This window comes from Streptomyces sp. ISL-96 (assembly GCF_018614035.1).
GTDB lineage: Bacteria > Actinomycetota > Actinomycetes > Streptomycetales > Streptomycetaceae > Streptomyces.
The window spans coordinates 82,992-104,537 of the sequence record NZ_JAGGPA010000036.1; the positions used below are offsets into that span (position 1 = coordinate 82,992).

General features: G+C 68.4%; 23 protein-coding genes. 18 read left to right on the forward strand and 5 right to left on the reverse strand.

Annotation, left to right across the window (positions count from 1 at the left end):
• Positions 1-73 precede the first annotated feature (73 nt).
• From rpmE to J7E96_RS23130, 17 genes are all read left to right on the forward strand, one after another.
• Positions 74-292, forward strand: a complete 219-nt coding sequence (rpmE, locus tag J7E96_RS23050; RefSeq protein WP_215133564.1) for a 50S ribosomal protein L31 — start codon at positions 74-76, stop codon at positions 290-292.
• 124 nt (positions 293-416) lie between these two features.
• Complete coding sequence (gene prfA, locus J7E96_RS23055) at positions 417-1,505, forward strand: peptide chain release factor 1 (RefSeq protein WP_215133565.1); 1,089 nt, start codon at positions 417-419, stop codon at positions 1,503-1,505.
• Positions 1,506-1,556: 51 nt separating this feature from the next.
• Positions 1,557-2,402: a peptide chain release factor N(5)-glutamine methyltransferase gene (gene prmC, locus J7E96_RS23060; RefSeq protein ID WP_215133566.1), complete on the forward strand. Its 846-nt coding sequence runs from the start codon at positions 1,557-1,559 to the stop codon at positions 2,400-2,402.
• Positions 2,403-2,446: 44 nt separating this feature from the next.
• Positions 2,447-3,094, forward strand: a complete 648-nt coding sequence (locus J7E96_RS23065) for an L-threonylcarbamoyladenylate synthase (protein WP_215133567.1) — start codon at positions 2,447-2,449, stop codon at positions 3,092-3,094.
• Positions 3,091-3,741: a protein-tyrosine-phosphatase gene (locus tag J7E96_RS23070; RefSeq protein WP_215133568.1), complete on the forward strand. Its 651-nt coding sequence runs from the start codon at positions 3,091-3,093 to the stop codon at positions 3,739-3,741. Before J7E96_RS23065 ends, J7E96_RS23070 begins: the two co-directional genes overlap by 4 nt.
• A 105-nt stretch (positions 3,742-3,846) precedes the next feature.
• On the forward strand, positions 3,847-5,109 hold the full coding sequence (gene glyA, locus J7E96_RS23075; RefSeq protein ID WP_215133569.1) for a serine hydroxymethyltransferase: 1,263 nt from the start codon (positions 3,847-3,849) through the stop codon (positions 5,107-5,109).
• 105 nt (positions 5,110-5,214) lie between these two features.
• The gene (locus J7E96_RS23080; protein ID WP_215133570.1) at positions 5,215-6,552 is read left to right on the forward strand and encodes an MraY family glycosyltransferase; all 1,338 of its coding nucleotides are present in this window, start codon (positions 5,215-5,217) and stop codon (positions 6,550-6,552) included.
• 263 nt (positions 6,553-6,815) lie between these two features.
• Positions 6,816-7,253, forward strand: coding sequence for a hypothetical protein (locus J7E96_RS23085; protein WP_215133571.1), 438 nt, complete (start codon positions 6,816-6,818; stop codon positions 7,251-7,253).
• A 228-nt stretch (positions 7,254-7,481) separates the two neighbouring features.
• Positions 7,482-8,291: a F0F1 ATP synthase subunit A gene (atpB, locus tag J7E96_RS23090; RefSeq protein WP_215133572.1), complete on the forward strand. Its 810-nt coding sequence runs from the start codon at positions 7,482-7,484 to the stop codon at positions 8,289-8,291.
• Between the two features lie 78 nt (positions 8,292-8,369).
• The gene (gene atpE, locus J7E96_RS23095) at positions 8,370-8,627 is read left to right on the forward strand and encodes an ATP synthase F0 subunit C (RefSeq protein ID WP_215133573.1); all 258 of its coding nucleotides are present in this window, start codon (positions 8,370-8,372) and stop codon (positions 8,625-8,627) included.
• 41 nt (positions 8,628-8,668) lie between these two features.
• Positions 8,669-9,214, forward strand: coding sequence for a F0F1 ATP synthase subunit B (locus J7E96_RS23100; RefSeq protein ID WP_215133574.1), 546 nt, complete (start codon positions 8,669-8,671; stop codon positions 9,212-9,214).
• Positions 9,211-10,026 (forward strand): F0F1 ATP synthase subunit delta, encoded by an 816-nt coding sequence (locus J7E96_RS23105; RefSeq protein ID WP_215133575.1) that lies wholly within the window; start codon positions 9,211-9,213, stop codon positions 10,024-10,026. The genes J7E96_RS23100 and J7E96_RS23105 overlap by 4 nt, the downstream gene beginning before the upstream one ends.
• Positions 10,027-10,154: 128 nt before the next feature.
• Complete coding sequence (gene atpA, locus J7E96_RS23110) at positions 10,155-11,750, forward strand: F0F1 ATP synthase subunit alpha (RefSeq protein ID WP_215133576.1); 1,596 nt, start codon at positions 10,155-10,157, stop codon at positions 11,748-11,750.
• Between the two features lie 20 nt (positions 11,751-11,770).
• The gene (locus J7E96_RS23115; protein ID WP_215133577.1) at positions 11,771-12,688 is read left to right on the forward strand and encodes a F0F1 ATP synthase subunit gamma; all 918 of its coding nucleotides are present in this window, start codon (positions 11,771-11,773) and stop codon (positions 12,686-12,688) included.
• Entirely contained in the window at positions 12,688-14,130 is a 1,443-nt protein-coding gene (gene atpD, locus J7E96_RS23120) for a F0F1 ATP synthase subunit beta (RefSeq protein ID WP_215133578.1), read from the forward strand. The genes J7E96_RS23115 and atpD overlap by 1 nt, the downstream gene beginning before the upstream one ends.
• A gap of 141 nt (positions 14,131-14,271) precedes the next feature.
• A complete protein-coding gene (locus J7E96_RS23125) occupies positions 14,272-14,646 on the forward strand; it encodes a F0F1 ATP synthase subunit epsilon (RefSeq protein WP_215133579.1) in 375 nt (124 codons plus the stop codon).
• A gap of 139 nt (positions 14,647-14,785) precedes the next feature.
• On the forward strand, positions 14,786-15,232 hold the full coding sequence (locus J7E96_RS23130) for a DUF2550 domain-containing protein (RefSeq protein ID WP_214971977.1): 447 nt from the start codon (positions 14,786-14,788) through the stop codon (positions 15,230-15,232).
• Positions 15,233-15,303: 71 nt separating this feature from the next.
• Here J7E96_RS23130 and J7E96_RS23135 read toward each other — a convergent pair whose 3' ends face one another.
• From J7E96_RS23135 to J7E96_RS23145, 3 genes are all read right to left on the reverse strand, one after another.
• Positions 15,304-17,070: a glycoside hydrolase family 18 chitinase gene (locus J7E96_RS23135; RefSeq protein WP_215133591.1), complete on the reverse strand. Its 1,767-nt coding sequence runs from the start codon at positions 17,068-17,070 to the stop codon at positions 15,304-15,306.
• Positions 17,071-17,331: 261 nt separating this feature from the next.
• Complete coding sequence (locus tag J7E96_RS23140) at positions 17,332-17,985, reverse strand: response regulator transcription factor (protein ID WP_215133580.1); 654 nt, start codon at positions 17,983-17,985, stop codon at positions 17,332-17,334.
• On the reverse strand, positions 17,982-19,187 hold the full coding sequence (locus J7E96_RS23145; RefSeq protein WP_308296093.1) for a histidine kinase: 1,206 nt from the start codon (positions 19,185-19,187) through the stop codon (positions 17,982-17,984). Before J7E96_RS23145 ends, J7E96_RS23140 begins: the two co-directional genes overlap by 4 nt.
• Before the next feature lie 156 nt (positions 19,188-19,343).
• Between J7E96_RS23145 and J7E96_RS23150 the strand changes: the two genes are divergently transcribed.
• The gene (locus tag J7E96_RS23150) at positions 19,344-19,883 is read left to right on the forward strand and encodes a hypothetical protein (protein ID WP_215133593.1); all 540 of its coding nucleotides are present in this window, start codon (positions 19,344-19,346) and stop codon (positions 19,881-19,883) included.
• 208 nt (positions 19,884-20,091) lie between these two features.
• Here the strand turns inward: J7E96_RS23150 and J7E96_RS23155 are convergent, their stop codons facing one another.
• Both J7E96_RS23155 and J7E96_RS23160 read right to left on the reverse strand, forming a co-directional pair.
• Positions 20,092-20,664, reverse strand: coding sequence for a cob(I)yrinic acid a,c-diamide adenosyltransferase (locus J7E96_RS23155; protein ID WP_215133581.1), 573 nt, complete (start codon positions 20,662-20,664; stop codon positions 20,092-20,094).
• Positions 20,665-20,678: 14 nt separating this feature from the next.
• Positions 20,679-21,434 (reverse strand): ABC transporter permease, encoded by a 756-nt coding sequence (locus tag J7E96_RS23160; protein ID WP_215133582.1) that lies wholly within the window; start codon positions 21,432-21,434, stop codon positions 20,679-20,681.
• Positions 21,435-21,546: the final 112 nt, after the last annotated feature.

Genomic DNA, 21,546 nt, shown 5'->3' on the forward strand with positions numbered 1-21,546 from the left:
GTACGTCGGCCCCGGTTCACGTATGCGCAATCCGCGCGTGCGACCCGGAGCCCTCCCGAAACTAGGAGACACCTTGAAGCGCGAAATCCACCCCGAGTACGTCGAGACCCAGGTCAGCTGCACCTGTGGCGCCACGTTCACCACCCGCAGCACGATCTCCAGCGGCAACGTCCGCGCCGAGGTCTGCTCCGAGTGCCACCCGTTCTACACGGGCAAGCAGAAGATCCTCGACACCGGTGGCCGCGTGGCCCGCTTCGAGGCCCGCTTCGGCAAGGCTGCCGCCGCGAAGTAGCGAGCCACTGCGCCGGTCCTCGGCCGCTCCGTACAGGGGTGGGGAGGACCGGCGCTTTGTCGTGACGCACAGGACGCACAGGCCGCAGTTCCCTTAATCTTTTTTGCAACCCAGGAGCCCGAAGATGTTCGAGGCGGTCGAGGATCTGATCGGCGAGCACGCCGATCTTGAGAAGAAGCTGGCCGATCCCTCGGTCCACGCCGACCAGGCGAACGCGCGCAAGCTGAACAAGCGTTACGCCGAGCTGACCCCGATCATCGGGACGTACCGGGCCTGGAAGCTGACCGGCGAGGACATCGTCACCGCGCGCGAATACGCCCACGACGACCCGGACTTCGCGGCCGAGCTCAAGCTGCTGGAGAAGCAGCGCGACGAGCTCACGGAGAAGCTCCGCCTGCTCCTCGTCCCGCGCGACCCCAGCGACGACAAGGACGTCATCCTCGAGGTCAAGGCGGGCGCGGGCGGCGACGAGTCGGCCCTGTTCGCCGGCGACCTGCTGCGCATGTACCTGCGGTACGCGGAGCGCGTCGGCTGGAAGACCGAGATCATCGACGCCACCGAGTCCGAGCTGGGCGGTTACAAGGACGTCCAGGTCGCGGTGAAGACCAAGGGCGGCAACGGCGCGACCGAGCCCGGCCAGGGCGTCTGGGCGCGGATGAAGTACGAGGGCGGCGTGCACCGCGTGCAGCGCGTGCCCTCCACCGAGTCGCAGGGCCGTATCCACACCTCCGCGGCCGGTGTGCTGGTCACCCCCGAGGCGGAGGAGGTCGACGTGGAGATCCATCAGAACGACCTCCGCATCGACGTCTACCGCTCGTCGGGTCCCGGCGGCCAGTCCGTCAACACCACCGACTCCGCGGTCCGCATCACGCACCTGCCGACCGGCGTCGTCGCCTCCTGCCAGAACGAGAAGAGCCAGCTCCAGAACAAGGAGCAGGCCATGCGCATCCTGCGCTCGCGGCTGCTCGCCGCGGCCCAGGAAGCGGCCGAGCAGGAAGCCTCCGACGTACGCCGCAGCCAGGTCCGCACGGTTGACCGCTCGGAGAAGATCCGTACGTACAACTTCCCGGAAAACCGGATCTCGGACCACCGCGTGGGCTTCAAGGCGTACAACTTGGACCAGGTACTCGACGGCGACCTGGACGCAGTGATCCAGGCGTGCGTCGACGCCGACTCCGCCGCCAAGCTCGCGGCGGCCCAGGAGAGCCAGTAAGCCAGGAACGCCAGTAAGCCAGTAAAGCCCCCTGCAAGTCGGAGGACCGGGATGAATCTGCTGCTCGCCGAGGTGGCTCAGGCCACCCAGCGGCTGGCCGACGCCGGCGTGCCCTCACCGCGATTCGACGCGGAGGAGCTCGCCGCGTTCGTGCACGGCGTCAAGCGGGGAGAGCTGCACAACGTCAAGGACGCCGACTTCGACGCGCGCTACTGGGAGACCGTCGCGCGCCGCGAGGCCCGCGAGCCGCTGCAGCACATCACCGGACGCGCCTTCTTCCGTTTCCTGGAGCTCCAGGTGGGCCCGGGCGTCTTCGTACCGCGGCCGGAGACCGAGTCGGTCGTCGGCTGGGCGATAGACGCCGTACGGGCCATGGACGTCGTCGAGCCGCTCATCGTCGACCTGTGCACCGGCTCGGGCGCCATCGCGCTCGCCATGGCGCAGGAGGTGCCGCGCTCGCGCGTGCACGGCGTGGAGCTGTCCGACGACGCCATCAAGTGGACCCGCAAGAACGCCGAGGGCTCGCGCGTCACCATCCACCAGGGCGACGCCAAAGACGCTCTCCCGGAGCTCGACGGGCAGGTGGACCTGGTCGTCTCCAACCCGCCGTACATCCCGCTCACCGAGTGGGAGTACGTCGCTCCCGAGGCCCGCGACCACGACCCGCAGATGGCCCTCTTCTCGGGCGAGGACGGCCTCGACCTGATCCGCCACATCGAGCGCACCGCCCACCGGCTGCTGCGGCCCGGCGGCGTCGTCGTCATCGAGCACGCCGACACCCAGGGCGGCCAGGTGCCGTGGATCTTCACCGAGGAGCGTGGCTGGGCCGACGCGGCCGACCACCCCGACCTGAACAACCGGCCCCGCTTCGCGACCGCCCGCAAGGCCATGCCGTGACCGCCGGCCGCACAAACCAGTTCCCGCACGAGGAGGCCCGTTAAATGGCACGGCGATACGACTGCAACGACGCGACCGACCGCAAGACCGGTCTTCGTGAAGCCGCGGCCGCCGTCCGTCGTGGCGAGCTGGTCGTCCTGCCGACCGACACCGTCTACGGCATCGGGGCCGACGCCTTCAGCGCCGAGGCCGTCGGCGACCTGCTGCAGGCCAAGGGCCGTGGCCGCAACATGCCCACGCCCGTCCTCATCGGCTCGCCGAACACCCTGCACGGGCTGGTCACGGACTTCTCCGAGCAGGCGTGGGAGCTTGTCGACGCGTTCTGGCCGGGAGCTCTCACACTCGTTGCCCGCCACCAGCCGTCCCTCCAGTGGGACCTGGGCGAGACGCGCGGCACGGTCGCCGTGCGTATGCCGCTGCACCCGGTCGCGATCGAGCTGCTGACCGACTTCGGCCCGATGGCGGTCTCCAGCGCCAACCTCACGGGACACCCGTCTCCCGAGGACTGCGACGCGGCTCAGGCGATGCTCGGCGACTCGGTGTCGGTCTACCTCGACGGCGGCCCGACGCCCGGCATCGTCCCGTCGTCGATCGTCGACGTCACGGGCAAGGTCCCGGTCCTGCTGCGAGCCGGCGCGCTGTCCGCCGAGGAGCTGCGCAAGGTCGTACCCGACCTCGAGGTGGCCAGTTGACCGCCCTTGACGGGCGTGGCACAGCCGAAGGTATATCCGGAACCACCTTCCGTATCCTCCACGTCAGCACCGGCAACGTCTGCCGCTCGCCGATCACCGAGCGGCTGACCCGCCATGGCCTCATCGACCGGCTGGGCGACCCTTTGACGCGTGGCCTCGTGGTGGAGAGCGCGGGCACGTGGGGGCACGAAGGCGCGCCCATGGAGGCCAACGCCGCTGCGGTGCTCGCGGACTTCGGGGCGGATGCGGCGGGGTTCACCGGGCGTGAGCTGCTCGACGAGCACGTGATCCGCGCGGACCTCGTGCTGACCGCGACGCGGGACCACCGTGCGCAGGTCATCTCCATGGGGCACTCGGCGGGGCTGCGTACGTTCACGCTCAAGGAGTTCACGCGGCTCGTACGGGCCATTGACCCTGCCACTCTGCCCGACCCGCTCCAGGACGGTGTGGTGGAGCGCGCGAGGGCCCTCGTACGGGCTGCGGCGGCCCTCCGGGGCTGGCTCCTGGCCCCGAGCGTGGAGGCCGACGAGGTGTACGACCCGTACGGTGCCCCGATCACCTTCTTCCGCTCGATCGGCGACGAGATCAATACGGCGCTGGACCCGGTCGTCACGGCGCTGACGGGGATGCCGGCCCGCACGGGCTGAGCGGCTTTCCTCAAACGCCGGACCGGCCGGACTACGGCGGGCGGGGCGGGGCGGGGCGGCCTACATTGGAGGGGCCGCACTCCTTCGCCAGGCCCGGAGCCCGCCATGCCGGTCAGCGCCGCACCCGTTCAGCACAAGCACGCCGCCCTCGGGAAGGGGTTCGACGAGCTCCGCCGTCAGGATCCCGAGATCGCCGACGTCATCCTCGGTGAACTCCAACGCGAAGCCACCGGCCTCCAGCTGATCGCGGCCGAGAACTTCGCCTCGCCCGCCGTCCTCGCGGCCCTCGGCTCCCCGCTCGCCAACAAGTACGCCGAGGGCTACCCCGGCGCCCGCCACCACGGCGGCTGCGAGCTCGTGGACGTCGCCGAGCGCATCGCCGTCGAGCGCGCGGCCGCCCTCTTCGGGGCCGATCACGCCAACGTCCAGCCGCACTCCGGCTCCGCCGCCGTCCTCGCCGCGTACGCCGCCCTGCTGCGTCCCGGTGACACCGTGCTCGCGATGGGGCTCCCGTACGGGGGGCACCTCACCCATGGCTCCCCGGCCAATTTCTCCGGCCGCTGGTTCAACTTCGTCGGCTACGGAGTCGACCACGAGTCCGGCCTGATCGACTACGACCAGGTACGCCTCCTCGCCCGTACGCACCGCCCCAGGGCCATCGTCGTCGGCTCGATCGCCTACCCCCGGCACCCCGACTACGCCCAGTTCCGCGAGATCGCCGACGAGGCCGGGGCGTACCTCATCGCGGATGCCGCGCACCCCATCGGCCTGGTCGCCGGGGGAGCGGCGCCCAATCCGGTCCCGTACGCCGACGTCGTCTGCGCCACCACCCACAAGGTGCTGCGCGGCCCGCGCGGCGGGATGCTGCTGTGCGGCACGGAGCTCGCCCAGCGCATCGACCGCGCGGTCTTCCCCTTCACCCAGGGCGGCGCCCAGATGCACTCGGTGGCCGCCAAGGCGGTCGCGTTCGGGGAGGCGGCGACGCCCGCCTTCTCGACGTACGCCCATCAGGTCGTCACCAACGCGCGCGCACTCGCCGACGGCCTGGCGGCACAGGGTTTCGCCGTCACCACCGGCGGCACGGACACCCACCTGATCACCGCGGACCCCGCCCCGCTGGGCGTGGAGGGCCGCACCGCACGCGGCCGGCTGGCGGCGTCCGGCCTGGTGCTGGACTGCTGCGCTCTCCCGTACGGCGACGAGCGCGGCATCCGCCTCGGCACCGCGGCCGTCACCACCCAGGGGATGGGTGAGGCCGAGATGGCGCGTATCGCGGAGCTGTTCTCACTGGCCTTGCGGGGGGACGGCCGGGAGGCGGCCGCGGAAGTACGCGATCTGGCCGCTGTTTTTCCGCCGTATCCCGCCTGAGAGCGAGTCGTGCAACCATCTGCGGATACCCGAATGTCCTGAAGCATGTGGCCGCGAAGCTAGGGTGTGGGGCTGAGATGGCCGTCGATACCTGTGGGGCAGCCCGTGCGTGAATATCTGCTGACGCTCTGTGTCACGGCGGCGGTGACTTACCTGCTGACCGGACCGGTGCGGAAGTTCGCCATCGCGACCGGCGCGATGCCGGAGATCCGTGCTCGCGACGTGCACCGGGAGCCGACACCGCGGCTCGGTGGCATCGCGATGTTCGGCGGTCTGTGCGCCGGGCTGCTGGTCGCGGACCACCTGCAGAACCTCAGCAGTGTCTTCGACCTGTCGAACGAGCCGCGGGCGCTGCTCTCGGGCGCCGCAGTGATCTGGCTCATCGGCGTACTGGACGACAAGTTCGAGATCGACGCGCTGATCAAGCTGGGCGGCCAGTTCATCGCCGCCGGCGTGATGGTCATGCAGGGTCTGACGATCCTGTGGCTGCCGGTGCCCGGCGTCGGCCCCGTCTCGGTGACCGCCTGGCAGGGCAATCTGCTCACGGTCGCGCTCGTCGTCATCACCATCAACGCCGTGAACTTCGTGGACGGCCTGGACGGTCTGGCCGCCGGCATGGTCTGCATCGCCTCCGCGGCGTTCTTCATGTACGCGTACCGGCTCTGGTACGGATACGGCATCGAGGAAGCCGCCCCGGCGACGCTCATCGCCGCCATCCTGCTGGGCATGTGCCTCGGTTTTCTGCCCCACAACATGCATCCGGCGCGCATCTTCATGGGCGACTCGGGGTCCATGCTCATCGGCCTGGTGATGGCGGCGGGCGCCGTCTCGATCACCGGCCAGGTGGACCCGGACCGGCTCGGGCTGTTCACGGGAAGCCAGCGAGAGGTCACGCACGCGATGCTGCCGGTGTTCATCCCGCTGCTGCTGCCGCTGACGATCATCGCGATTCCGGTCGCGGACCTGCTGCTGGCCATCGTGCGGCGTACCTGGCAGGGCAAGTCGCCGTTCGCGGCGGACCGGGGGCACCTGCACCACCGACTGCTGGAAATCGGCCACTCGCACAGCCGGGCCGTCCTGATCATGTACTTCTGGTCGGCCCTGATCGCCTTCGGCGCCGTCGCGTACTCCGTGCACTCGGCGAGCATGTGGATCCTGCTCGGCATCGTCGCGCTCAGCGCGGTCGGTCTGGTGCTGCTGCTCCTCCCGCGCTTCACACCGCGCGCCCCGCGCTGGGCGGAGTCCTTCATTCCGCCGCGTTACCGCCGGAGCAGCAGGGCATTCTCCTCGGTGGCGTACGAGACGGAGGAGGCGGCCGAGGTCTGTGGGGCGGTGGAGGAGCCGCAGGAGCGCACCCCGATCCCGGCGGGCGTCAACGGGGCGACCGCCATCGGGCCCCGTTCGCGCTTCCCCGAGCGGCGTAAGGCCGGAACGTCTCGCTGACGATTTGCCGCGTCAGGCCCCAATACCAGACAAAGGGCCGAGTTGTCGTGCACAGACGGGCGGCTTCACTCTCATGTGTGACAGTTGGCACACCTCTTGGTAAAGACCTCATCAAATAGTTTGTGATACCGTTCACGAGACCCGGCGACAGGGCCGAAGGGCCGTAGTGCGACGGGCCTTCGGACAGAGGTGACCCCCTCATTCCGGCTTACGCTCGTCCATGACGACACCTACTGCCCCCACCAGCAAGCGGAGCTGCCGCCATGCCGTCCAACGACGCCCGGATTTTCCTTCAAACCGCCGTACCCACCGCTGTCGTCGGCGCTGTTGCCGTCGCCATCGGCGGAGTGGTCGCCGGTGGCAAGGGAGCGCTCGGGGCGGTCGTCGGTACAGCAGTGGTCATCGCTTTCATGGGGATCGGTCTGCTGGTGCTCCAGCGGACGGCGAAGCGGATGCCGCACCTGTTCCAGGCCATGGGGCTGCTGCTCTATGTGACTCAGCTGCTGCTGCTTTTCGGCTTCCTGGCGTTGTTCAAGGGATCCGACCTGTTCGACTTCAAGGCGTTCGCCTTCACGCTTCTCGCGACAACTGTCGTCTGGATCGCGGCGCAGGCGCGCTCCTACATGAAGGCCAAGATCCTCTACGTCGACCCCAGTTCGTCCGAGGCTGAAAAGCCCAAGAAGACAGGGCCCTCGTCGTGAAGGGTAGGGCCGGGATAAATGGCCGTTCGAGATCCTGCTATCGTCCGGTGCCAACTGCGGCACTGCGGGCGCGGGTATCCGAGCTGACGCCTGTCCCAGCGCGAGGCTCGCTGCCGAACCGCCCCGCCCATGACCGTAAGACCACCAGTCCAGTGCCGACCCGCGGCTCCGCGCCGCGCCGACACAACGAGGTTGCCGTACCTATGCGCCACGCTGAAGGAGCCCGCGGTGAGTGCTGACACAACGCTTGCCTTTGATGCGAGCTGCCACATTTTCACCGGATGCGGGTTCCCGGCTCCGGGGCTCCACACCTTCGTGTACAAGCCCATCTTCACGGTGTCGGGTTTTGAATTCACGAAGCCGATGCTGCTCGCGCTCCTGGGTTCGGTCCTGATCGTCGCCTTCTTCTGGGCGGCCTTCAACAAGCCGAAGCTGGTGCCGGGCAAGGTCCAGATGATCGGTGAAGCGGGATATGACTTCGTCCGCCGAGGAATCGTCTACGAGATCATCGGCAAGAAGGACGGCGAGAAGTACGTCCCGCTGATGGTGTCGCTGTTCTTCTTCGTGTGGATTCTCAATCTCTGGTCGATCATTCCGCTCGCCCAGTTCCCGGTCACTTCGCTGATCGCCTTCCCAGCCGGTCTGGCGCTGATCGTGTACGTCCTGTGGGTCAGCCTGACCTTCAAGAAGCACGGATTCGTCGGCGGCTGGAAGAACATCACCGGCTACGACAAGTCACTCGGCTGGGTCATGCCGCTCGTCGTCGTGATCGAGTTCTTCTCGAACCTGCTGATCCGGCCCTTCACTCACGCGGTCCGGCTGTTCGCGAACATGTTCGCCGGCCACCTGCTGATCGTGATGTTCACGCTGGCCTCCTGGTACCTGATGAACGGAATCGGCATTGCCTACGGCAGCGTCTCGTTCCTCATGGTCCTGGTGATGACCATCTTCGAGCTGTTCATCCAGGCCGTCCAGGCGTACGTGTTCGTGCTCCTGGCCTCCAGCTACATCCAGGGCGCGCTCGCCAAGCACCACTGAGCCAGCCCCGCTCCCAGAGTCCAACAGACGTCCGGTGGCCAACCCCCACCGGTCCGTGAAAGAGAAGGAAGTATCGGCATGTCCGCTGCTCTCGAAATGGTCAACCTCGCCGCGAGCGCCAAGGAGAACGTGGTCGGCAACGTCGCCTCGATCGGCTACGGCCTCGCAGCGATCGGTCCCGGCGTCGGCGTCGGCATCATCTTCGGTAACGGCACCCAGGCTCTTGCCCGTCAGCCCGAGGCTGCCGGCCTGATCCGCACCAACCAGATCATGGGTTTCGCCTTCTGTGAGGCGCTCGCCCTCATCGGCATCGTCATGGGCTTCGTCTACCAGTAAGCCGGACCGACAGCCCAACCCCTTTCACGGAAGGCACTGATGTGAACGCTCTGTTCCTTGCGCAGGCGGAGGAGCCTCAGAATCCTCTCGTCCCGCATCTCGACGAGCTGGTCATCGGTCTGATTGCCTTCGCTATCGTCTTCGGCTTCCTCGCCAAGAAGCTCCTCCCGAACATCAACAAGGTTCTGGAGCAGCGCCGCGAGGCGATCGAGGGCGGTATCGAGAAGGCCGACGCGGCTCAGACCGAGGCCCAGAGCGTGCTTGAGCAGTACAAGGCTCAGCTCGCCGAGGCCCGCCACGAGGCCGCCCGCATGCGCCAGGAGGCGCTTGAGCAGGGCACTGTCCTGAAGGAAGAACTTCGGGCAGAGGGTCAGCGCCAGCGCGAGGAAATCATCGCCGCCGGCCACGCCCAGATCGAGGCGGACCGCAAGCAGGCCGCACAGGCGCTGCGTCAGGACGTGGGCAAGCTCGCCACCGACCTGGCCGGCAAGCTCGTCGGCGAGTCCCTCGAGGACCACGCCCGGCAGAGCCGCACCATCGACCGTTTCCTCAGCGAGCTTGAGGAGAAGGCCGAGGCTGCCCGATGAACGGAGCGAGCCGCGAGGCACTGGCTGCCGCACGTGAGCGTCTCGACGCGCTGACCGACAACACGTCGGTCGACGCTGCGAAGCTCGCTGGCGACCTGGCCGCCGTCACCGCGCTGCTCGACCGCGAGGTGTCGCTGCGTCGGGTCCTGACCGACCCGGCGCAGGCCGGATCGGCCAAGGCCGACCTGGCCGCGCGACTGCTGAGCGGTCAGGTGGGTGGCGAAGCCGCCGACCTGGTCTCCGGCATGGTCCGCTCCCGCTGGTCGCGCTCGCGGGACCTGGTCGACGCGATCGAGGAGCTGGCGGCCACCGCCGACCTCACCGCGGCGCAGCAGGCCGGCGTACTCGACGACGTGGAGGACGAGGTGTTCCGGTTCGGCCGGATCGTCGCGTCCGACGCCGGGCTGCGGGCCGCGCTGACCGACAAGTCGGCTTCGGCGGCCGCCAAGAGCGAGCTGCTGCGCAGCCTGCTCGGCGGCAAGGCCCAGCAGGTCACCGAGCGTCTTGTGGTGCGTCTCGTGGTTCAGCCGCGTGGACGTAGCCTGGAGGCGGGACTCGAAACCCTGTCCAAGATCGCCGCGGCGCGCCGGGACCGTATGGTCGCCGTCGTCACCACGGCGGTGCCGCTCACCGACCAGCAGAAGCAGCGCCTCGGCGCCGCACTGGCGAAGCTGTACGGGCGCCAGATGCACCTGAACCTCGAAGTGGACCCCGAGGTCCTCGGCGGGATTCAGGTACAGGTCGGTGACGAGGTCATCAACGGGACCATCGCGGACCGTCTCGAAGAGGCGACCCGCCGCATGGCCGGCTGACCAGCCAGTAACTGAACACGTATCACCAGCGGCCCGGTTGGGCCGTGCAGAGATTGCAGAAGATTCCTGGGGGACGGCCCCCAGACCCCCAAGAACTTCGGGCCCAACAAGGAGAGCAGGGAACCCAGATGGCGGAGCTCACGATCCGGCCGGAGGAGATCCGGGACGCACTGGAGAACTTTGTCCAGTCGTACCAGCCGGACGCGGCCTCGCGCGAGGAGGTCGGAACGGTAAGCGTTGCCGGCGACGGCATCGCGAAGGTCGAGGGTCTTCCCTCGGCCATGGCGAACGAGCTGCTGAAGTTCGAGGACGGCACCCTCGGTCTCGCCCTCAACCTCGAGGAGCGCGAGATCGGTGTCGTCGTCCTCGGCGAGTTCAGCGGTATTGAGGAGGGACAGCCGGTGCAGCGCACCGGTGAGGTCCTCTCCGTCGGCGTCGGCGAGGGTTACCTCGGCCGCGTCGTCGACCCGCTCGGCAACCCGATCGACGGTCTCGGCGAGATCGCGACCGAAAGCCGTCGCGCCCTCGAGCTGCAGGCCCCCGGCGTCATGGTCCGCAAGTCGGTCCACGAGCCGATGCAGACCGGCTACAAGGCCGTCGACGCGATGGTGCCGATCGGCCGTGGCCAGCGTCAGCTGATCATTGGTGACCGTCAGACCGGCAAGACCGCTCTGGCAGTCGACACGATCATCAACCAGCGCGACAACTGGCGCTCGGGCGACGTGAACAAGCAGGTTCGCTGCATCTACGTCGCCATCGGCCAGAAGGGCTCCACCATCGCGTCCGTTCGCGGTGCGCTGGAGGAGGCGGGCGCGCTCGAGTACACGACGATCGTCGCCGCCCCGGCTTCCGACCCGGCCGGCTTCAAGTACCTGGCGCCGTACACCGGTTCGGCCATCGGCCAGCACTGGATGTACGGCGGCAAGCACGTCCTGATCATCTTCGACGACCTGTCGAAGCAGGCCGACGCCTACCGTTCCGTGTCGCTGCTGCTGCGCCGTCCGCCGGGCCGCGAGGCCTACCCGGGCGACGTCTTCTACCTGCACTCGCGTCTGCTCGAGCGCTGCGCGAAGCTGTCGGACGACATGGGCTCCGGCTCGATGACCGGTCTTCCGATCGTCGAGACCCGGGCGAACGACGTGTCGGCGTTCATCCCGACCAACGTCATCTCCATCACCGACGGCCAGTGCTTCCTGGAGTCCGACCTGTTCAACGCGGGCCAGCGCCCGGCGCTGAACGTCGGTATCTCGGTCTCGCGTGTCGGTGGCTCCGCCCAGCACAAGGCCATGAAGCAGGTTTCCGGCCGACTGCGCGTGGACCTCGCCCAGTACCGCGAGCTGGAGGCGTTCGCCGCCTTCGGTTCCGACCTGGACGCGGCCTCCAAGGCGTCGCTGGAGCGCGGTAAGCGCATGGTCGAGCTGCTGAAGCAGCCGCAGTACGCCCCGGTCCCGGTCGAGGAGCAGGTTGTCTCCGTCTGGGCCGGCACCACCGGCAAGATGGACGACGTACCGGTCGAGGACATCCGCCGCTTCGAGGCCGAGCTGCTGGAGTACCTGCGCCGCGAGCGCAAGGAACTCCTCACCTCGATCCGCGAGGGCGGCAAGATGTCGGACGACACGCTGCAGTCCGTCGCCGACGCCATCGCGGCCTTCAAGCGGCAGTTCGAGACCTCGGACGGCCAGCTCCTGGGCGAGGACGCGCCGGCCGTCAACGTCTCCAAGTGACGACGGAAGGGACCTGACTCATGGGAGCGCAGCTCCGGGTCTACAAGCGTCGCATCCAAGCCGTCACCGCGACCAAGAAGATCACCAAGGCGATGGAGATGATCGCCGCCTCGCGCATCGTCAAGGCGCAGCGCAGGGTGGCGGCATCGATGCCGTACGCGACCGAGCTCACCCGTGCGGTGACCGCGGTGGCGACCGGCTCCACCACCAAGCACCCCCTGACCACCGAGGTCGAGGCGCCGACCCGCGCCGCGGTTCTGCTCATCACGAGCGACCGCGGTCTGGCCGGCGGCTACTCCTCCAACGCCATCAAGGCGGCAGAGCGGCTCCGTGAGCGCCTCGCCGGCGAGGGCAAGGAGGTCGACACGTATCTCGTCGGCCGCAAGGGTGTCGCCTACTACAACTTCCGCGAGCGCAAGGTCGCGGAGTCGTGGACCGGCTTCACCGACAGCCCGTCGTACGGGGATGCCAAGAACATCGCCGCACCGCTGATCGAGGCCATCCAGACGGAGACGGCCGAGGGCGGTGTCGACGAGCTGCACATCGTCTTCACGGAATTCGTGTCGATGATGACGCAGAACCCGGTGGACAACCGGATGCTGCCGCTCTCGCTCGACGAGGTAGCGGACGAGAACAGCAACAAGGGCGAGATCCTTCCGCTGTTCGACTTCGAGCCGTCGGCGGAGGACGTCCTCGACGCCCTCCTGCCGCGCTACGTCGAGAGCCGTATCTACAACGCACTGCTGCAGGCCGCCGCTTCCGAGCACGCCGCCCGCCGTCGTGCGATGAAGTCGGCGACCGACAACGCCGGGGATCTCATCAAGAGCCTCTCCCGGCTTGCCAACGCGGCCCGCCAGGCCGAAATCACCCAGGAAATCAGCGAGATCGTCGGTGGCGCCAGCGCTCTGGCCGACGCGACCGCGGGGAGTGACAAGTAATGACGACCACTGTTGAGACGGCCGCCGCCACGGGCCGCGTCGCCCGGGTCATCGGCCCGGTCGTCGACGTGGAGTTCCCCGTCGACGCGATGCCGGAGATCTACAACGCATTGCACGTATCGGTTGACGACCCGGCCGAGGAGGGCGCGCGCAAGCTGCTGACCCTCGAGGTCGCCCAGCACCTGGGTGAGGGCCTTGTCCGCGCGATCTCGATGCAGCCCACCGACGGTCTGGTCCGCCAGGCCCCGGTGACCAACACGGGCGCGGGCATCATGGTGCCGGTCGGTGACATCACCAAGGGCAAGGTGTTCAACACCCTTGGTCAGATCCTGAACGACCCCGACGCCGAGGCTCAGATCACTGAGCGCTGGCCGATCCACCGCAAGGCTCCGGCCTTCGACCAGCTCGAGTCCAAGACCGAGATGTTCGAGACCGGCCTGAAGGTCGTCGACCTTCTCACCCCGTACGTCAAGGGTGGAAAGATCGGTCTGTTCGGTGGTGCGGGCGTCGGCAAGACGGTCCTCATCCAGGAAATGATCATGCGTGTGGCGAAGCTGCACGAGGGTGTGTCGGTGTTCGCCGGTGTCGGTGAGCGCACTCGTGAGGGCAACGACCTCATCGACGAGATGACCGAGTCGGGTGTTCTGGACAAGACCGCGCTGGTCTTCGGCCAGATGGACGAGCCGCCGGGCACGCGTCTTCGCGTCGCCCTGTCCGCCCTGACCATGGCGGAGTACTTCCGCGATGTGCAGAAGCAGGACGTGCTGCTCTTCATCGACAACATCTTCCGCTTCACCCAGGCCGGTTCCGAGGTCTCCACGCTGCTCGGCCGTATGCCGTCCGCAGTGGGTTACCAGCCGACCCTGGCTGACGAGATGGGTGTGCTCCAGGAGCGCATCACCTCGACGCGTGGTCACTCGATCACCTCGATGCAGGCGATCTACGTCCCCGCGGACGACCTGACCGACCCGGCGCCGGCGACCACCTTCGCCCACCTGGACGCGACGACCGTTCTGTCGCGTCCGATCTCGGAGAAGGGCATCTACCCGGCGGTCGACCCGCTGGACTCGACGTCCCGCATCCTGGACCCGCGCTACATCACGCAGGACCACTACGACGCGGCCAGCCGCGTCAAGGGAATCCTGCAGAAGTACAAGGACCTCCAGGACATCATCGCGATCCTCGGTATCGACGAGCTGGGCGAGGAGGACAAGCTTGTTGTCCACCGTGCCCGTCGCGTCGAGCGATTCCTGTCGCAGAACACCCACGCCGCCAAGCAGTTCACTGGCCTGGACGGTTCGGACGTGCCGCTCGACGAGTCGATCGCCGCGTTCAACTCGATCTGTGACGGCGAGTACGACCACTTCCCGGAGCAGGCGTTCTTCATGTGCGGTGGCATTGACGACCTCAAGGCCAAGGCCAAGGAGCTCGGCGTTTCCTGAACGCAGTGAGCCGCGCGAGTCACGCTAGTGACTCACGTGACTCGTGGGAGAGGGGCGGGTACGTCCCGCCCCTCTCCGTACGCCCCCTAGAATTGACCCAACACCCGGCACTACCGCCGGGTGGTGACCCGAGGAGCCACCTTGGCTGCTGAGCTGCACGTCGAGCTGGTCGCGGCGGACCGTAACGTCTGGTCCGGCGAGGCCACCCTGGTCGTCGCGCGCACCACGTCCGGCGACATCGGCGTCATGCCCGGTCACCAGCCGCTGCTGGGTGTGCTGGAGTCGGGCCCGGTGACGATCCGTACGAGCGACGGCGGCACTGTCGTCGCCGCGGTGCACGGCGGGTTCATCTCGTTCGCCGACAACAAGCTGTCTCTGCTCGCGGAGATCGCCGAGCTGTCGGACGAGATCGACCTTGAGCGCGCCGAGCGGGCGCTGGAGCGGGCGAAGGCGGAGGCGGATGCCGCCGCCGAGCGCCGCGCCGCCGTCCGACTGAGCGCCGTTGCGGGACACTGAGTCTCGCGACGACGAGTTTTGACCTCAGCCGCGGCCCGTACTGGATACTCCAGGGCGGGTCGCGGCTGAGGCGATACATCTGGAAAAGTTTTGTTTTGTTGCCGGTACTGGACGAGATGACGCGAGGAGGTCGGTGGAGATGTTCCTCGCTCTGCTCGTGAGCGGCTCGGTAGTCGCGCTGGTACTGGTGGGACTCTTCGTCTTCGGGCTGCGCCGGCGGCTGATCCAGCGCTCCGGTGGCACCTTTGACTGCAGCCTGCGCTGGAACATCCCCGAGGAGCCCGACCGCTCCGGCAAGGGGTGGGTGTACGGCGTCGCCCGCTACAGCGGCGACCGCATCGACTGGTTCCGCGTCTTCTCGTACGCGCCCCGCCCGCGCCGCACTCTCGAACGCTCGGCGATCGAGGTGCTCTCGCGCCGTTCGCCCGAGGGCGAGGAGGAGCTGGCGCTGCTGTCCGACGCCTGCATCCTCGGCTGCTCGCACCGCGGTACGCGCCTGGAGCTGGCGATGAGCGAGGACGCCCTCACCGGTTTCCTCGCCTGGCTGGAGGCCGCGCCTCCCGGCCAGCGCGTGAACGTGGCGTAGACAGGCGAAGAAAAATAGTCGGGGGGACGGGTCACAGGACCCGTCCCCCCGACTATTTCAAGCCTTCTTCACTACTTCAGACCGTTGTTGATCGCGGTCACCAGCTCCCCATTGGCGGTGTCACCGCTGAACTCCCAGAAGAACGCGCCTCCCAGGCCCTGCCCCTTCGCCCAGCTCATCTTGGAGCCGATGGTGGCGGGGGTGTCGTAGCTCCACCAGTCGGTGCCGCAGTGGGCGTACGCCGTGCCCGCGACCGTACCGTTGGCGGGGCACTTGGTCTTGAGGACCTTGTAGTCCTCGATGCCCGACTCGTACGTCCCGGCGGCCGCGCCGGTCGCCGTGCCGCCCGGCTCCTTCTGCGTCACGCCCGTCCAGCCGCGCCCGTAGAAGCCGATGCCGAGCAGCAGCTTCTTCGCGGGGACGCCCTTGGCCTTGAGCTTGGCGATGGCGTCGGCCGAGTTGAAGCCGGCCTGCGGGATGCCGGGGTACGAGGTCAGCGGGGAGTGCGGGGCCGTCGGGCCCTTGGCCGCCCAGGCGCCGAAGAAGTCGTACGTCATCACGTTGTACCAGTCGGAGTACGTGGCCGCTCCGGCGTAGTCGGTGGCGTCGATCTTGCCGCCGGCCGAGGCGTCGGCCGTGATCGCGGCGGTGACCAGGTTGTTCGTACCGAACTTGGCGCGCATGGCCTGCATCATGGTCTTGAACGCGGCCGGGCCGCTCGTGTCGCAGGACAGGCCGCAGGCGTTCGGGTACTCCCAGTCCAGGTCGATGCCGTCGAAGACGTCGGCCCAGCGCGGGTCCTCCACCAGCTTGTAGCAGGAGTCGGCGAACGCGGCCGGGTTCTTGACGGCCTCGGTGAAGCCGCCGGACCAGGTCCAGCCGCCGAACGACCACAGCACCTTGATGTTCGGGTACTTCGCCTTGAGCTTGCGCAGCTGGTTGAAGTTGCCGCGCAGCGGCTGGTCCCAGGTGTCGGCCTTGCCGTCGACGCTCTGGTCGGCGGTGTAGGCCTTGTCGATCGCCGCGAAGCTGTCGCCCATGGTGCACTTGCCGCCCTGGACGTTGCCGAACGAGTAGTTGATGTGCGTGATCTTGCCGGCCGAGCCGGAGGTGTCCAGGTTCTTCACGTGGTAGTTGCGTCCGTAGATGCCCCACTCGGTGAAGTAGCCCAGCTTGACCTGGCCGCCCGGGCCGGGGCCCGGGTCGGTGCCGCCGCCAGTGGTCCTGACCGCGCGGGCGCCGCTGACCGGGCCCGTCTGATCGGCGGTGTCACGGGCCTGCACGGAGTACGAGTAGTCGGTGCCGGCGGTGAGCCCGCTGTCCGTGTACGTCGTCGCGGTCACCGTCGCGACCTTGGCGCCGTCGCGCAGCACGTCGTAGTTCTTGACGCCCTTGTCGTCGGTGGCGGCGGTCCACGACAACTTCACCGACGTGTCGGTGATGGTGCTCGCGGAAGGCGTGCCGGGTGCGGTCGGCGGAGTGTCACCGGGCACCGAACCGCCGTCGCACGACCCGCCGTTGAGCTTGCAGCCGCTGGGGGAGCCGGTGCCGGTGCCGTTGAAGCCGAAGGACGCGCTGGCGCCGGGCGCGAGATTGCCGCCCCAGCTCTTGTTCTTGGCGGTCCAGTGGTTGCCCGAGCTGGTGACGTCGGCGTCCCAGGCGGAGGTGACGGACGTACCGGCGGGGAAGTCCCACTCCACGGTCCAGCTGCTCAGGGTGGTGGTGCCGGTGTTCTTCACCGTCCACTTGCCCTCGAAGCCGGTGCCCCAGTCGGAGACCTTGGTGTACGAGGCGGTCGCCGAGGCGGCGGCCTGTGCGGGGGAGGCCAGGCCGACCATGGCGGCGAGCGGCACGATCAGCGCGGTGAGACCGGCTGCCGCTCTGGTTCTGAAGCGGGTGCGTAGGGGGGGTGTTGTACTCAAGGGTGCTCCCAAGAGAGAGGTCCGGCGGTGAACGGGGATAGGACCTGCGCCGCTGGGCGAGCACACCTTGTTGTCATGGCACGCTCACCACTACTGCGGTGCGGTGAGCGTAGGAAGGTCTGGACCAATCGTCAAGAGGTCTGGACCAGAGGAGTATGCCCGGTGGACATCAAGCTGTCAGATTCCCAACTCCTGAGCGAGTACGGCGGCTTGCACCCGGCTGCGCAGCTCCAGCTTCCCGAGCAGGCGGCTCACATGGGTCTTCACCGTGGCCTCGGCCATGGTCAGGCGTAAGGCGATATCCGCGTTCGACAGCCCTTCCCCGAGACACGACAGCACCTCCCGCTCCCGCCGGGTAAGCGCATCGAGGGCCTGGTGACCAGGCGCGTTGGCGGACCGTACGGGCGCGGGCGACGCGAACTCCGCGATCAGCCGGCGGGTGACGGCGGGCGCGATCAGACCCTCGCCGCGCGCCACGGTGCGTACCGCCTCGATCAGGTCCTTCGCGTCCGTGTTCTTCAGCAGAAAGCCCGCGGCCCCGGCGCGCAGCGCCCCGAAGACGTACTCGTCGAGATCGAAAGTCGTCAGCACCAGGACGTCGGCGAGCTGCTCCGCCACCACCTGCCGGGTCGCCGACACCCCGTCCAGGCGCGGCATCTGTACGTCCATCAGCACCAGGTCCGGGCGCAGTTCGCGCGCCATGGCGACCGCCGCCTCGCCGTCCGCGGCCTCGCCCACCACCTCGATGTCCTGGGCACTGTTGAGGATGAGCACGAGGCCCGCCCGTACGGCCGACTGGTCTTCGGCGACCAGTACCCGAATCGTCGTCATGCGTACAGCTCCGTATCGTCCTCGGCGGGCAGTCGCGCCCGTACTTGCCAGATCTTCGTGCCGTCCGCCGCGGTGACGGGGCCCGCCTCCAGCGACCCGTCGAGCAGCGTGACCCGCTCCCGCATCCCCACCAGGCCCGCACCCGAACCGGGCGCGCGTGGGCCGGGCCGCTCGCCGTACGGGCTGGTCACGCCGACCGTCAGCGTGTGGTCGGTGTGCGCGAGCGTCACCGTGACCGTGCCGGGGGAGGCGTGCTTGAGCGCGTTGGTGAGGGACTCCTGGACGATCCGGTACGCGGCCATCTCGACCGGCGCGGGGAGCCGGCCGCTGCCCGGTTCGCGGCCGTCGTCGAGGACGAAGACGAGTCCGCTGTCGGCGCCGACCGTACGGACCTTGGCGATGAGGGCGTCGAGCCCGTCGAGCGCGGGGGCGACAGCGGGCTCCTGGTCCGCTCCGCCGCTGTCGCGGAGCAGACCGATGAGCCTGCGCATCTCGGACAGGCCCTGGACGCTGTTCTCGCGGATGACGGCCAGCGCGTCCGTAGACGCCTGCGGCTCTGCGATGGACAGCGCGGCTGTGGAGTGGATCGCGATGGCGGACAGGTGGTTGGCGACCATGTCGTGCAGCTCGCGCGCCATGCGGGAGCGCTCGGCCGTGATGGCCTGGTTACGGTCGATCTCGGCCAGCAGCGCGGTCTGTTCGGCGCGCAGCCGGGCCGCCTCCGCCGCCTCGCGGTGGTTGCGCAGGCTGGCGCCGGTGATCGCGGGCGCGAAGGAGACCAGGCCGGTGCCGACGCCGATGAGCAGCGCCTCCGGGCGGCGGAGCCAGGCCAGGGCGGCGATCGTCATGGCCACGGTGATCAGGCCCGTGATGACGGGGATCCGGCGGGCCGCTCCGGGAGTTCCGTACACCACGGCGGCGTACATCAGGTCCGTGTACATCAGGACGGTCGCCAGATTGCCGTGGGTGAACTGGTCGGCAATCAGGGCGACGGTGCCGATGAGCAGGGCCGTACTGGGGCACGACCTGCGCAGCAGCTCCACTGAGGCCATCACCGCGAGCGGTACGAGGGTCACCCAGGACGGCGTCAGGTCCCGGAAGGCGGTGGTGTGCAGCCCGAGGCCCCACAGGAGGACTCCGCCGAGCAGGCCGATCACCGCGAGGAGGACGCCGTCGCGATGCGGGCGGGGGAAGCGGGTCACGTCACCATCCAACACGGCGCGGACCGGCTCGTCCTCCCCGTGCGGGTTGAGCCGCGGCTACATCGAAGGATGCAGTGCGGGTTCGTCATTGGCGACGACGATTCGGGGCTTCGCGGACGGGAGGGTTGGGAGCATAACGGGAGGGGAGTGAACACTGTGATCGTCGCGCTGATCATCATCTGCGAAGTCGGTTTCTGGGTATTGCTGGCCGGGGGCCTGGCCCTGCGCTACCTGGCGAAGATGCCGCGCGCCGGGGTGGCCGTGCTGCTCATGGAGCCGCTGCTGGAGGTCGTGCTGCTGGTCGTCACGGCCGTCGACTTGAAGAACGGCGCTGAGCCGGACTGGAAGCACGGTCTCGCGGCCGTCTACATCGGCTTCACGGTCGCGTTCGGCCATCGCGTAATCAAGTGGGCCGACGCCCGGTTTGCCCACCGCTTCGCTGGCGGGTCGGCGCCGGTGCGGCCGCCGAAGTACGGGATGGCTCGCGCGGTCCACGAGTGGAAGGTCGCGGGGCGGTGGATGCTGGGGGCGGGGATCGCGATGGGGCTGCTTCAGGTGGCGATCTGGTACGTGGGTGGGGACGGGGACGTCGGGTCGCTGCGGATGTGGCAGCAGAAGATGCGCTTCGTGATCGGCATCAACGCGATCATCGCGGGGGCGTACACGGTGTTCCCGAAGCGGGAGCCAGTGGGATAGCGGGGGCTGGGGTACGGGCGGGCCGCTGCGCGGCGCCTTTCCCCGACCCGCCCCTTCCCGAACTGGGGCGCTGCCCCAGGCCCCGCTCCTCAAACGCCGGAGGGGCTGGTTGGTGCGGCCGGATCCAGCCCGTCCGGGGGTCTGGGGGCTTGCCCCCAGTTCGGGAAGGGGCGGGGTGGGCAACAAGCCCGCCGCAGGCGATGCGCCCCTACCGCTCGCCGCCCGGAACCCACAGCACGTCCCCGACCTCCTTGTTGGCCACCCTGGCCAGGATGAACAGCAGGTCCGACAGCCGGTTCAGATACGTCGCCGTCAGCGGATTCATGACCTCCCCGTGGACCTCGAACGCCGCCCACGTCGACCGCTCCGCCCGCCGCACCACCGTGCACGCCTGGTGCAGCAGCGCCGCTCCAGGCGTGCCCCCCGGCAGGATGAAGCTCCGCAGTTTCTCCAGCTCCTCCAGGAAGCGGTCGCAGTCCGCCTCCAGCTTGTCGATGTACGACTGCTCGACACGAAGCGGCGGGTACTTCGGGTCCTTGACCACCGGAGTGGACAGATCCGCGCCCACGTCGAAGAGGTCGTTCTGGACCCGGACGAGGACCTTCACCACGGCCTCGTCGAGCTGCCCGAGGGCGATCGCCGTCCCGATGGCGGCATTGGCCTCATTGGCGTCGGCGTAAGCAGAGATCCGCAGATCGGTCTTGGCGGTGCGGCTCATGTCGCCCAGGGCGGTGGTGCCCTTGTCGCCGGTACGGGTATAGATGCGCGTCAGATTGACCATGCAACCGAGCCTAGCTACGCCCCCGCCTTCCGGAAGACCCGTGTGCCCACCGTCACGGCGACCGCCACCAGCGCGGCCGACACGAGCACGCCGTACAGCATCGCCGTACCCGCGTAATCGCCCACATAGCCCGCCCGCATCGCGTCCACCAGGTAGCGGAACGGCATGAAGTGCGACAGCACATCCAGCCACCCCGGCGCCAGCGTCATCGGCAGCATCAGGCCGGAGAGCAGCATCGACGGCATGCTCAGCCCGTTGATCAGGGGACCGAAATCCTGCGGGCGGGAGACCTTGAGTGCGACGGAGTACGACAGCGAGGCGAGCGCGATCGTCAGTACGCCCACGAACGCGAAGCCGATCAGGATGCCGCCCAGCGGAGCCCGCAGCCCGAGCACCGTCGCGGCCAGCACCACCAGTACCGCCTGGAGCACGAAAAGTGCCGCGTCCCGCAGCACGCGCCCCAGGAGCAGTGCGAGCCGGCTGACGGGGGTGGCCCGCATCCGCTCCAGTACGCCGGACTGCTGTTCGAGGATGACCGAGAAACCGGCGAACAGGGCGCCGAACAGGCCGAGTTGGAGGAGCAGGCCGGGAACGAGGACCTGCCACGAATCGCCCTGCGAGCCGAGCGGCAGACCGGTCAGCAAGGGACCGAAGAAGACCAGATACAGCAGTGGCATCAGTGCGCCGAAGAGCATCTGGAACTTGGAGCGCAGCGACTGACGGGCGTACCGCCCGAAAAGCAGTGCGGTATCGGAAAGAAGAACACTCATGAGTGTCGGGTCTCCTAGACCCGTACTTCGCGGGTCGTTGATTCGTATGGTGTGACCGGTCCGGGGGTGTCCTCGGGCCGGGGTGTGGCGTTGGGTGGGGTGTGTCGAATTC